This is a genomic window from Sphingobium quisquiliarum P25 (assembly GCF_000445065.1).
Taxonomy (GTDB): domain Bacteria; phylum Pseudomonadota; class Alphaproteobacteria; order Sphingomonadales; family Sphingomonadaceae; genus Sphingobium; species Sphingobium quisquiliarum.
Genome location: NZ_ATHO01000146.1, coordinates 1 through 12,664, shown reverse-complemented (window position 1 = coordinate 12,664; position 12,664 = coordinate 1). Strand labels below are relative to the sequence as shown.

The following is a 12,664-nucleotide window of genomic DNA, read 5'->3' as shown; positions in this document are numbered from 1 at the left end:
CGAAGCCGGAGTCCCGTATCGAAGCAATGGGCGCTCATGTTCCTTCGATACGCCACTTCGGCAGGCTCAGTGGCTACTCAGGACGAACGGAGAGTAGTGAAGATGAACGAAGATCCTCGCATCCGCCGCCTGCAATTCCGGGCATGGCATCGCGGCATCAAGGAAGCGGATCTGGCCGTGGGGGGCTTTTTCGACCGCTATCATGCCGAATGGGGGCAAGAGGAGATCGACTGGTTCGAGCGGTTTATCGAGGAGCAGGATGCCGACATCATGGCCTGGGCGCTGGGCACGCTGCCATTGCCGGACGAATGGCGCGGGCCGATGTGGGACAGGTTCGTGAAGATGGATTTCGTGGAGATCGGGAGGAAGTGAGACCATCCCGCTTGCCTTCGCCTACGCTCAGGCGGGCACTTCGACAAGCTAGTGCGAACGGATGTTGTTAGTTTGACCGACCTTCAGAAAATCCTCAATGCTTCCGCCCCCGTCACCCTGTCGGGCGTGCCAGCGGGGTTCCAGCCCTGGCTGCTGGCGGACATCGCACGCGCGGCGCCTTCGCGCGCCCTCTTCGTCGCGCCGGACGAGCAGCTTATGCGGGCGGTGGCGGATACGGCGCATTATTTCGCGCCGGAGATCGAGATTGTCGAGATTCCCGCCTGGGACTGCCTGCCCTATGACCGGGCCAGTCCTTCGCTGCGGACGGCTTCGGCGCGGCTGGCGGGGCTTTATGCGCTGCAAGGGAAGCCCAAGGGGCCGCAGCTTGTCCTCACCACCATCAACGCGCTGACGCAACGGACGCTGACGCCGTTCCGCGTGCGGCAATTGGTGGCGAAGCTCGCGCCCAAGGAGCGGATCGCGATCTCGCGGCTGGCGGAGATGTTGCAGGCAAATGGCTATGTGCGGACCGATACCGTGCATGACCGGGGCGAATTCGCCATTCGCGGGGGCATTGTCGACCTGTTTCCCGGCGGCGAGGAACAGCCGCTGCGGCTTGATTTCTTCGGGGATGAGATTGAGACGGTGCGGCGGTTCGATCCGGCCGACCAGCGGACCAGCGGGAGCGTCGAGGGGTTCACGCTGCTCCCGGCTTCCGAGGCGCTGCTGGATGAGGAGACGATCAAGCGTTTCCGGGGCCGCTATCGCGAGACGTTCGGGGCGACGGCGACGGGCGATCCGCTTTATCAGGCGGTGAGCGACGGGCGGCGGCTGGCGGGGATGGAGCATTGGCTGCCGCTGTTCGAGGAACGGCTGGTGCCGATGACCGAGCATCTGGGCGATGACACCGTGGTCGTGCTGGATCATGGCGTGGCGGGCGCGGCCGAGGCGCGGTTCGAAGCGATCCGCGACTATCATGCCAACCGGGTGCAGGCGAAATCGTCCGATCCGGGGGCTTATCGGCCCCTGGAGCCCAGGGCGCTCTATCTGGACGCGGAGGAATGGGACGCGGCGGTGCGCGCATGGCCGATGCACGCGACCACGCCCTTTCATGAGCCGGAAAGCGCCACCGTCCTTGATTTCGAAGTCGATGGGCCGCGCGATTTCGCGCCGGAGCGGGCGCAGAACGCCAATGTCTATGAGGCGGTGAGCAAGCATATCGCCGCGCTCCAGCGGGCAAAGAAGAAGGTGGTCATCGCCAGTTACTCCGGCGGTGCGCGGGAGCGGCTATCGGGACTGCTGATCGACCATGGGCTGAAGCGGGTCGCGGCGGCGGATAGCTGGCAGGAGGCGCTGGGGATCGCTGCGGGAGGCAGCACCGTGCTGACTGTGTTGCCGCTGGATCATGGCTTCACCGCGCCCGATGTGGCGGTGCTGACCGAGCAGGACATGCTGGGCGACCGGCTGGTGCGCCGGGCCAAGCGCAAGAAGAGTTCGGATGCTTTCCTTGCCGAACTGGCGACCCTCTCGCCGGGCGATCTGGTCGTGCATATGGACCATGGCATCGGCCGTTATGAGGGGCTGACGCAAATACCCGTCGCCAAGGCGGCGCATGATTGCGTGGCGCTGGAATATGCGGGCGGCGACAAGCTCTATGTGCCGGTGGAGAATCTGGAGGTTCTTTCCCGCTACGGGTCCGATAGCGAAGGCGTGAGCCTCGACAAGCTGGGCGGCGAGGCGTGGCAGCGGCGCAAGGCGCGGATGAAGGAGCGCATCCGCGAGATTGCGGGTGAGTTGCTCAAGACGGCGGCGGAACGCGCGCTGCGGGCGGCTACTGTCGCGGAGCCGGACAGCGCGGGCTATCCGGCGTTCGTGGATCGCTTCCCCTATCAGGAGACCGAGGATCAGGACCGCGCCATCACAGACGTGATCGAGGATCTGGGCGCGGGGCGGCCGATGGACCGGCTGGTGTGCGGCGATGTCGGCTTCGGCAAGACCGAGGTGGCTTTGCGCGCCGCTTTCGTGGCGGCGATGGCGGGGATGCAGGTGGTCGTGATCTGCCCGACTACCCTGCTCGCCCGGCAGCATCATATGAATTTCGAGGAGCGGTTCCGCGGCTTTCCGGTGAATATCGGCCGCCTGTCGCGGCTGGTGCCGGACAAGGAGGCCAAAGCCGTAAAGGCAGGGCTGGCCGATGGCACCATCGATATCGTGGTGGGGACCCATGCGCTGCTGGCAAAGGGCCTTGAGTTCAAGCGGCTGGGGCTCGTCATCGTGGACGAGGAACAGCGGTTCGGGGTGACACACAAGGAGCGGCTGAAATCTCTCAAGACCGATGTGCATGTGCTGACGCTGACGGCGACGCCGATCCCGCGCACCTTGCAGATGGCGATGTCAGGGCTGCGCGAACTGTCGGTCATTCAGACGCCTCCGGTCGATCGTCTGGCGGTGCGGACCTACATCATGCCATGGGACGGGGTGGTGATCCGCGAGGCGCTGCTGCGCGAACATTATCGCGGCGGGCAGAGCTTCTTCGTCGTGCCGCGCATCGCCGACCTGACCGAGGTCGAGGAATATCTGCGCACCGAAGTGCCGGAGGTGAAGCCGATCGTCGCCCATGGCCAGATGAGCGCTACCGAGGTCGAGGAACGCATGTCGGCCTTTTACGACAAGCGCTATGACGTGCTGCTATCGACTACGATCGTTGAAAGCGGGCTCGATATCCCATCGGCCAACACGCTGATCATCCATCGCGCAGACCGTTTCGGACTGGCGCAGCTTTACCAGCTTCGGGGGCGCGTCGGCCGGTCGAAGACACGAGCCTATGCCTATTTCACCACGCCCGCCAACCGGGTGATCACCGAAACGGCGGAAAAGCGGCTCAAAGTGCTGTCCGATCTGGATACGCTGGGCGCTGGCTTTCAGCTTGCGAGCCATGACCTGGATATTCGCGGCGCGGGCAATCTGGTGGGCGACGAGCAATCGGGCCATATCAAGGAAGTCGGCTTCGAACTGTATCAGTCGATGCTGGAGGACGCGATACTGGAAGCCAAGGCTGGCGGCGCGGGGCTGGAAAAGCGGGAAAGCTTCTCTCCGCAGATCAGCGTGGATGCGCCGATCCTGATCCCGGAAGATTATGTGCCCGATCTCGACCTGCGCATGGGGCTTTATCGCCGCCTGAACGAGGTCGAGGACCGGCAGGGGCTGGAAGCCTTTGCCGCCGAACTGATCGACCGTTTCGGCAAGCTGCCCGCGCCGACGCAGAACCTGTTCAAGGTGATCGAAATCAAGCAGAATTGCGTGAAGGCCAACATCTCCAAGATCGATGTGGGGCCCAAGGGCGCGCTAGTCAGTTTTTTCGAGGACCGTTTCCCCGCGCCGGAGGGGCTGATCGCCTATATCCAGCGGCTGAACGGCGTGGCGCGGCTGCGCCCGGACAGCAAGGTCGTGGTGAACCGCGCCTGGGCCGATCCCGCCGCGCGGCTGAACGGCGCCCTGCAATTGTCGAAGGGGCTGGCAAAGGCCGCTGGTCAGGAGAACGCCTGAAGGATTTCCAAAGGCAGCACCCTTTGTCGCCTGTCAGCAAAGTAGCAGCAACAGTCGCTATCTAAATTCCATGCCGATGACCGGACATGAAAGCCCGGCATCGAGCAGGAGAATGACATGAGTGTAACCCTCATCGCGATGGCGGCCGCGGCTGCCACCCATAATGTGCAGATCGACCATGGCGGTAAGCCGGTGCAGGTGACCTACTCCGCTCGGACGGAATATGTCACGAAGACCGTGGGCGCGAAAACGCCCAACCGCATGAGCACCCAGCGGTGCCAGTGGACCGCGAAGGTCATGGTGGACCGTTCGCTCAACCAGGGCCCGGCGCTGGCGCGCACGGTTTCCAGCGACAAGCGCTATTCGGGCAGCGAGCATGGCGCCTGCATCGGCGGCAGCCGCGCGGCCGAACGCCATATGGCGCAGCATCAGGCGGAAATCCGCGACCATGTGATCGCGGTTGCCGAACGGGATCGCGGTCCGCTATTGGCCGAACTCGATGCTGTCCGAAATCTTGCCTCGAACTGAGTTGCGCCTTGCGCTGGCGGCCGGGATGACCTTGGCCGCCAGCGCCTCCCCTGCCCTCGCGCAATATGCCGGGGGCGTTTCCGGATCGATCGAAGTTGCGACCGATGAGCGGCGGCGGGGCCTGAGCTGGAGCGAGGGCGACCCGGTGCTGCGCGGGTCCGTTTCCGTTCCCGTGAGCGAAGGGCTGAGCCTTGATGGCACGGCGGTCTCGCTCTGGGGCAGCGACCGGCATGGCGGCGCCGATGCGGTAATCGATCTTGGGCCAAGCTATGTACGGCAGCTTGGCGGCTGGCGGCTGTCTGCCGAGGCGCGCTATCATCTGTTCCCCGGCGCATCGGACCAGGGCTATGGCGAGATTGGCGGCGGCGCCGGCTTCCTGCTTGGCCCGGCGAGCGTCGACCTGTTCGCCAGCTACGCCCCGCGCCAATCGGCGATCGGCGGCGACAACCTCTATCTCTCCGCTTCCGCCATGGCCGGGGTGCCGGGCACGCCATTCACCGTTTCGGCGCGCGTGGGACGATCGTCAGGCGATGTCCGCGACGCATCGCGAGCGGCGCGCCTGCGCCCTGAGGGCGCTTATTGGGACTATGGTTTCGGGGTCGATTACCTCCAGGGACGCTGGTCGGCGGGCCTGCGTTACGCCGACAGCGGCATAGAAGGTCCGGGCAGCCGCCATGCTGGCCCCAGCCTGATCGGACGGCTGGCGCTGAACCTTTGACGTTGGGTCGAGCGGCGGGACTTCAAAACCCTTCGGCTGCCTGCTTGCAGCAGGCGCTCAGGATAGGGCTTCGACAAGCTCAGCCCGAACGGTGGGGGGGATTTCCGAACGGATGGGATTTACGAACGGACGGGTTTTACGAACGGACTGGTTTTTCGAAAGCTGCGGGATTTTCCACGGGATGGGCGATTTCCGCTCATCGCATGATCTTCACGACTGCGACGCGAGCCTGACCAACTCGTCCGACGACACTCCGGCCGAACGCAGGAAACCCTGATAATAATCGCAGCCTTCGCGGGCGAGCAGTTCCAGCTGCTGCTGGGTTTCCACCCCTTCCGCTATCACATGCAGGCCCAGCGACTTTGCCATATGGATGACGCCCCGCACGATGATGCGGTCGCGGGAAGTGCCCGCAATGTCCTGCGCAAGGCCACTGTCGATTTTCAGATAATCGAGCGGCAGGCTCTTGAGATACGCAAGGCTGGAATAGCCGGTGCCGAAATCGTCCACGGCAACCGCCAGTCCTTCGGCACGGAGCGCGGTCAGCAGCGTCGTGGCCGCCTCCACATCCTCGATCAACCCGCTTTCGGTGATCTCCACCGTCAGGCGGGACCGGGGAAAGCCGCTGCTGTCCACCAGGCTGAGGAAACGCGCCATGAAGCCGGGCTGTGCGATGTCCTCCGCCGTGACGTTGATGGACAGGCGAAGGGCGCCGAGCGCGGGCGGCCAGGCCGATGCCAGCCGTAGCGCCTCCGCCTGGATATGGGCCGACAGCGGGAGCATGTAGTCGGACCGCTCCGCCGCCGCGAATAGCATGCCCGCGCCGAGCGGCCCATATTGCGGATGGTTCCAGCGCGCCAGCGCCTCGACCCCCACCATCGCGTCCCCGGCGACGGGATATTGCGGCTGAAAGAGGATGGCGATCTCCCCCCGGTGCAGCGCCAGCCGCAGGTCGGTTTCCAACTGCTCCGCATCCACCTGACGGCTGCGCTTTTCGGCGGAAAAGATGCGGATGCCCTCCCCGCCGCCCTGACGCGCGTCGGCCAGCGCAGTTCCGGCCCGGCGCAGCAGTTGAGTGGCGTCGTCCTGCGCGCGTGACTGGGCGATGCCGCAGCGCGCCGTGAGCCGGATGAGATGGTCGCCCGCGCTGAAAGGACGGCCCACCGCGCCGATCAACTGGCGCGCGAGGAAGGTAGCGCGGTCGCTGGCCGCAGCCTCCCCGGTCAGGCCGATCAGGAATTCGGTTCCCGCGATCCGCGCGACGATCGCCCCTTCGGCGACCTCGGCTGCGATCCGCTCTATCCGGCGGGCGATACGGCCCAGCAATGCGTCGCCGACCAGCGGGCCATAGGCCGCATTCATCCTGTCGAACTGGCTGATGGACAGCAGCAGCACCGTGGTCGCCATGCCCGTGCGCTGCTCCAGCCAATCGACCGCCGCCTGACGGGATCGCAGCCCGGTCAGTTCATCCCGCTCGACCGTGTCGGGCGCATGCGCGCCGGTCAGCCATTCGACGTCAGCGGCCACGATGCCATCGGACTTGCGCAGATGATGGACCAGCCGGTCCTCGCCTCCGCCCGGCGCGGCATGGGCGAAGGATTCGACGCGGCCGCTGCGCATCATCGCCCGGAGCGCGGCCATGATCGACCGGCGTTCCGGCCGGGGCAGGCAGCGGATGAAGGCGGCTGGGCTGATCATCTGCCGGTCGAGGCCAAGATGGCGCGCCAGATTGTCGCTGAGCTTGATCTCACGCCCGTTCGCATCCATTTCCCAGAACAGGGCGTCGCCGCGGCGGATGCGCTGGGCGCGCTGGCTGGACGATGCTCCGCCCCCCAGGCGCTCGACCAGCCGCTGCGCCGAGGCGAGGACCGCGCGAAGCTCCTCCGCCGAAAATGGCGCGGCGAGATAATGGGTCGCCCCCGCCTCCAGCAGAGCGGGCACGCCGCCGATCTGGTTGCGATCGACCAGCACGATCAACGCGCCTCCCCCCGCATTCACGGAGGGAACGATGGGCGCAAGAGCCGCGCCGTCCCCATCGGCGGGTCCGCGCATGTCCACCAGCGCGACCTGCGCATCGCTGTGCATCAGGCGGCGGGCGGCGTCGCTTGCCCGCCGCGCGGCAATGACGCGCCAGCCCGCCTGCCTCACCGCAAGGGACAGGCCGTCACGATCGCCGGGAGAAAGGATGAAGAGACTGCGCTGCCCATCGGCTGCACTATGGCCGCTCACACATGATACTCCCTGGAGCGGCACGCCGCCACATTGCCCTGGCGCATCGATACTCACCTGCTGGCCTCGCCGCAACCGCTGCCCGCTTGCGCGCGGCAAGTCCATGCCCTAGCTAACAGGGCATGGACATGGTCGATCTACCGCGCGCGGCGTTGATTGACGCGCTTGGTCGCCGGATCAGCTATCTGCGGATTTCGGTGACGGACCGGTGCGACCTGCGTTGCCGTTACTGCATGGCGGAGCGGATGACATTCCTGCCCCGCGACCAGTTGCTGACATTGGAAGAGATCGCGCTGCTCGCCGACCTGTTCATCGCGCGAGGGGTGCGGAAAATCCGGCTGACGGGCGGGGAGCCGCTGGTCAGGCGGGACATTATCGACCTGGTGCGCCGGATCGGGCGGCATGTGGGTGAGGGGCTGGACGAACTGACGCTGACCACCAACGGCACAAGGCTGGCGGACCATGCCGATGCGCTGTTCGATGCGGGCGTCCGGCGCATCAACGTCAGCCTGGACAGCCTGAACCCGGACAGGTTCGCGCACATCACCCGGCGCGGGAATATCCAGCCGGTGATGGACGGGCTGGCGGCGGCGCGTGCGGCAGGCCTTGCCGTCAAGATCAACATGGTAGCGCTCAAGGGCGTCAATGAAGACGAGATATTGCCGATGCTGCGCTGGTGCGGCGATCAGGGCTTCGACCTCACCCTGATCGAAACCATGCCGCTTGGCGAGACTGGCGAGGACAGGACGGACCATTATCTGCCGCTGACGGAGGTGGCGAAGCAGCTTCGTAAGCATGTCGAGCTTACCCCCATCGCGCATCGCACGGGGGGCCCGTCGCGCTATCATGCGGTCGAAGGCATGGCCGCCCGCCTGGGCCTCATCACGCCGCTCAGCAATAATTTCTGCGCTGATTGCAACCGCATGCGCATGACGTGCGAGGGCAAGATCTTCATGTGCCTGGGCCATGACGATCATGTCGACCTGAAAAGCGCCTTCCGCACCGGCGGCGTCGCGGCCGTCGAACCTCTGATCGACCGCGCCTTGCGGCTCAAGCCTGCCCGGCATGATTTCCGCATCGGCGCTGGCGCTCCCCCCGCGGCGGTACAGCGGCATATGAGCGTGACCGGCGGATGATCACCGAACCGCGGCGCGCGCTGGTCGCGTCCCCGACTCAGGCGGCCAAGGCCGCGGAAGAAAGGCTGCGCGCGGCCTATGACTTCGTGCCGGTCAACGAAGCCAATATGCTCATAGCCCTGGGCGGTGACGGCTTCATGCTCCAGACGCTGCATTCGATGCTGGAGGGCCGCCACATCCTGCCCGTGTTCGGCATGAATCTGGGCACGGTCGGCTTCCTGATGAACGAATGGCGGCTGGAACGGCTGGAGCAGAGGCTGAATGCCGCAAAGTCGTTCAAGGTCAACCCGCTGCGCATGACGGTGGATACGGTCGATGGCGAGCGTTTCTCCATCCCTGCCATCAATGAAGTGTCATTGCTGCGCGAAACCCGTCAGACCGCGAAGCTGGAGGTGCAGGTCAATGACCGGTCGGTGCTGCCCGAACTGGTGTGCGACGGCGTGCTGGTGGCGACCCCGGCGGGATCGACCGCCTACAACCTGTCGGCGCATGGGCCCATATTGCCGCTGGGTTCCAGCCTGGTGGCGCTGACCCCGATCAGCCCCTTCCGCCCCCGCCGCTGGCGCGGCGCGATCCTGCCGGAAAGCACGACGATCCGCTTCACCGTCCTCGACCCGGTGAAACGCCCGGTCAGCGCCGTGGCCGACCAAAGGGAAGTGCGCGACGTCGCCCAGGTGGAAGTGCGCATCGACCGCGCCACGCCGCTGACCCTGCTTTTCGACCCGGAACATACGCTGGACGACCGCATCGCGGCGGAACAGTTCATCGCCTGAAAAAATCTGCAACTCAGCCCTTGCCATCCGAAGAATCCCGCTGCTATAGGCGCGGCCTGCCCAGCGAGAGCCGGGCTGCTCCCCGATAGCTCAGCGGTAGAGCATTCGACTGTTAATCGAATGGCCGTAGGTTCGAATCCTACTCGGGGAGCCATTTTCGCACTTTCGGGTGCAGACCCCCTTTCAGTGGGGTATCGCCCCATTGGGGGATCCAATCTTTTCGCGCTAATCGGACGGCTTGCGGCAGGTTGTTACTAGCTCCCCGTTGGCGAACGAGCAGTTCGATGGCACAAGATTCAGAGCCTACGCTTGCTGGAAATAGGCAGCGTTTCAAACCGGTTATGCGCCGTTCGGGCGAAATCAACCAACGCGACACCGTCGTCGATCACGTCATCCTCAGCCAAGGCCAGGCTCTCGAGATCGCGGACGCACCTGTCTCTTTCCTCCTTCCACGTCGCCACCACGCGATCGTGAAACTCGCTTGTCGCTCCCCCTCGATCTTGTCGAAGTAGAGCGTATCGAGCCGGTGTCGGAGGCGGTCAGCTTCTGCTCGAACCTTGACCACCCGTTCGTCGCGTTCGCGAATCTCGTTAGCACGGCTCTCGCAGCAAAGTGCAAGAGCGTGAACCGCAATCGTTCAGGGGGGCAACTTTGGACGCCTATCACCTCAGAACCGGGGTCAACATTGCAGATTTATTCACAGACGGACATATTCCGCGACATCAACCGGACGGTATGTCCATGCGCTGCTAGCGCACGGCCCATATGATGGGCACCGCAACAGGCCTTCCATCGCCACAACGCATGGCGCAAGCGATGCTGCGAAGCTGATGACCGTCTCACGTTGCATACGCCTGCGAACGACAACCTTACCGGCGCCGCCGAGACCTACCACGCTACAGCTGTTCTTGCCGAGGTTGATCCCCAGAACCGAACCATCCATGACCTTCTCCTTCCTCAAACGATCCAATGCCGGTTAAACAACAACGGTTCGGTTAAGGGGCGGGCCATCCATAAAGGGGGGTTCGTGCGCAGGCTTTTGGTCGATCACACGGCGGAACCAGCAAAATCCACGGACTGACCGAGACCGCCGGGTGCCCGCGCATCCTGCTGATCTCGCCCGTCAATACATCCGACATAACAATGTTAGCGCGGGTCGATCCCATGCATCAGCACCTCTACCATCGACGCAGCAATCTGTTGCGCCGTCTGCCCACCATCGGGCACATGCCAACGTGCAGGCCAGTTGAGGGCGCCTGCCAAGGTAAAAGCAGTTATTTTGACGTCCCTTTGCGCGATAGAACCATCTTCAATTGCTTCGTTCAACATCTGCCGCATGGCGGCATCGATCTCCTTCTTCAGCGCCCTGTATTGGGGCAGGCTTTCCTTTGAGAGTGCTTCTTCGCCTGTACGGATAACGCACCTGCCGAAATCTTCCATATTGATTTCGGCGTACCGCCGAAGGAACTTAATGAGGCGCTCACGTCCCGTTCCCGCTTCTGCCCTCGCCTGTTCGGCAGCCTGGAGCAATTGCTGTAAGCCGATGGTCACGCACTCCAAGAGTACTTGGTCCTTGCTCGCAAGATAGTGATAGATCGTCCGTTTGGACACGCCTAGACTTGCCGCTACATCATCCAGCGACGTCGCGTGAAATCCTCGATCGTTGAACATCCGCACTGCCGCTCGCAAAACCGCCTCGCGTTTTGCAATTCTATCCGCTTCCCGCTGAGACGCGCTTCTGAATGGCGAAATATCTTGCATCTTGAAAAGCCCGACTGATGTGACCGCCCCCTATTGACATAAAACTTATTCGCATACAATACACTCGCAAGTGCATATTGTTCGGATCAGTGATCATGATTCTTTCTGATACACAATCAGCCATCCGCGACACCGTTCGCGCCTTTGCTCAGGAAGAGATCAAACCCCGCAGCTTCGCCTTCGAGGCGGCAAAGGGGTATCCGCCCGAACTGTTCAGCCAGATGGCAGCATTTGGTCTAATGGGGATGACGGCACCGGAGGCGGTAGGTGGCGCGGGGGCAGATTATGTTTCCTATGCGCTCGCTCTTATGGAATTGGCGGCGGCGGACGGTGCGCTCTCCACAATCGTCAGCATTCAGAACAGCCTCATCGTTTCGGGGCTTCTAAAGGACGGTTCGCCCGAGCAGCAGGCGCGCTTCCTGCCTGATTTGATCGCGGGGGAATTGATCGGCGCTTTCGCCCTTACGGAGACGGATGCCGGATCAGACGCTTCGGCGATCCGAACGCGCGCAGTGAAAGTCGACGGCGGCTATCGCTTGTCAGGCGCCAAGCAGTTCATCTCCTCGGGCAGGATCGCAGGTATCGCTATCGTCTATGCCGTCACTGATCCCGAAGCTGGCAAGCGTGGGATAACGGGGTTCATCGTCCCGACCGACAGCGAAGGCTATGCCGTGGACAAGGTCGAACACAAGCTCGGGCAGGCGGCCTCCGACACCTGCGCGATCCGCTTCAATGACCTGTTCGTTCCCGATGCGCTTCGTCTGGGCGCCGAAGGCGCGGGCTATGGCATCGCTCTTTCGAACCTGGAGGCGGGGCGCATCGGGATCGCGGCGCAGTGCATCGGCATGGCGCAAGCGGCGCTGGACATCGCGATCACCTATGCCAAAGAGCGCAAAAGCTTCGGCAAGCCCATTATCGACCATCAGGCGGTCGGTTTCCGCCTGGCCGATCAGGCCGCCCGGCTGGAGGCGGCACGCCAGCTCGTCCTGCATGCGGCCGTGATGAAGGATGCGGGCGAACCGTGCCTCAAGGAAGCGTCGATGGCGAAGCTGGTCGCCTCCGAAACGGCTGAAACTGTGGTATCTTCGGCGATCCAGACACTGGGCGGCTACGGTTATCTCGAAGAGTTCGGCGTGGCGAAAATCTACCGCGATGTCCGCGTCTGCCAGATTTACGAAGGCACATCAGACATTCAGCGCATGGTTATAGCTCGCGCATTGTAGGAGAGCAAGGATGCAGGACGATCCTGTCGTTATCGCTGGCTATGCCCGCACCCCGATGGGGGGTTTCCAGGGCGCGCTTTCGGCGCTCAAGGCCACTGAACTCGGCACGGTGGCGGTCAAGGCCGCTGTCGAGCGCGCGGGCGTGCAGCCGGACGCTGTGGACCGCATCTATATGGGCTGCGTGCTTCCCGCCGGGCTTGGTCAGGCGCCCGCACGGCAGGCGGCGCTGGGCGCTGGCCTTCCCCGGTCGGTCGAAGCCACCACGGTCAACAAGATGTGCGGATCGGGCATGCAGGCGGCGATCATGGCGGCCGAAGCGATTGCCGCGGGCGGGGCCGGGATCATCGTCGCGGGCGGCATGGAAAGCATGACGAACGC

The 12,664-nt window shown here is 64.0% G+C and carries 10 protein-coding genes, 1 tRNA gene and 1 pseudogene; 9 read left to right on the top strand and 3 right to left on the bottom strand.

Features of this window, described 5'->3' with window-relative positions; genetic code table 11:
• The first annotated feature begins 102 nt into the window (after nt 1-102).
• The 4 genes from L288_RS37915 to L288_RS37900 all read left to right on the top strand — a co-directional run bounded on the left by L288_RS37915 (nt 103) and on the right by L288_RS37900 (nt 5,164).
• A complete protein-coding gene (locus tag L288_RS37915) occupies nt 103-372 on the top strand; it encodes an FAD assembly factor SdhE (RefSeq protein WP_021239368.1) in 270 nt (89 codons plus the stop codon).
• Between the two features lie 72 nt (nt 373-444).
• Nucleotides 445-3,918, top strand: coding sequence for a transcription-repair coupling factor (gene mfd, locus L288_RS37910; RefSeq protein ID WP_021239367.1), 3,474 nt, complete (start codon nt 445-447; stop codon nt 3,916-3,918).
• A gap of 117 nt (nt 3,919-4,035) precedes the next feature.
• Complete coding sequence (locus tag L288_RS37905; protein ID WP_021239366.1) at nt 4,036-4,446, top strand: hypothetical protein; 411 nt, start codon at nt 4,036-4,038, stop codon at nt 4,444-4,446.
• Nucleotides 4,447-4,471: 25 nt separating this feature from the next.
• Nucleotides 4,472-5,164, top strand: coding sequence for a TorF family putative porin (locus L288_RS37900; RefSeq protein ID WP_051209727.1), 693 nt, complete (start codon nt 4,472-4,474; stop codon nt 5,162-5,164).
• A 210-nt stretch (nt 5,165-5,374) separates the two neighbouring features.
• On the opposite strand, the gene L288_RS37895 is transcribed toward L288_RS37900, so the two are convergent.
• Nucleotides 5,375-7,393: a putative bifunctional diguanylate cyclase/phosphodiesterase gene (locus tag L288_RS37895; protein WP_021239364.1), complete on the bottom strand. Its 2,019-nt coding sequence runs from the start codon at nt 7,391-7,393 to the stop codon at nt 5,375-5,377.
• Nucleotides 7,394-7,515: 122 nt separating this feature from the next.
• On the opposite strand from L288_RS37895, the gene moaA reads away from it, so the two are divergent.
• From moaA to L288_RS37880, 3 genes are all read left to right on the top strand, one after another.
• A complete protein-coding gene (gene moaA / locus L288_RS37890; RefSeq protein ID WP_021239363.1) occupies nt 7,516-8,529 on the top strand; it encodes a GTP 3',8-cyclase MoaA in 1,014 nt (337 codons plus the stop codon).
• The gene (locus tag L288_RS37885; RefSeq protein WP_021239362.1) at nt 8,526-9,302 is read left to right on the top strand and encodes an NAD kinase; all 777 of its coding nucleotides are present in this window, start codon (nt 8,526-8,528) and stop codon (nt 9,300-9,302) included. The genes moaA and L288_RS37885 overlap by 4 nt, the downstream gene beginning before the upstream one ends.
• Nucleotides 9,303-9,381: 79 nt before the next feature.
• Nucleotides 9,382-9,456 (top strand) — tRNA-Asn (locus L288_RS37880).
• A gap of 563 nt (nt 9,457-10,019) precedes the next feature.
• On the opposite strand, the pseudogene L288_RS42635 reads toward L288_RS37880, so the two are convergent.
• Together L288_RS42635 and L288_RS37875 are read right to left on the bottom strand one after the other, a co-directional pair.
• Nucleotides 10,020-10,245: pseudogene (locus L288_RS42635) on the bottom strand (IS110 family transposase); the annotation flags it as partial.
• 203 nt (nt 10,246-10,448) lie between these two features.
• Nucleotides 10,449-11,063 (bottom strand): TetR/AcrR family transcriptional regulator, encoded by a 615-nt coding sequence (locus tag L288_RS37875; protein WP_031304709.1) that lies wholly within the window; start codon nt 11,061-11,063, stop codon nt 10,449-10,451.
• A 95-nt stretch (nt 11,064-11,158) separates the two neighbouring features.
• On the opposite strand from L288_RS37875, the gene L288_RS37870 reads away from it, so the two are divergent.
• Nucleotides 11,159-12,286, top strand: coding sequence for an acyl-CoA dehydrogenase family protein (locus L288_RS37870; protein ID WP_021239359.1), 1,128 nt, complete (start codon nt 11,159-11,161; stop codon nt 12,284-12,286).
• Between the two features lie 10 nt (nt 12,287-12,296).
• Nucleotides 12,297-12,664: thiolase family protein (locus tag L288_RS0122045; protein ID WP_031304708.1), on the top strand; the 368-nt coding region annotated here is incomplete at its 3' end.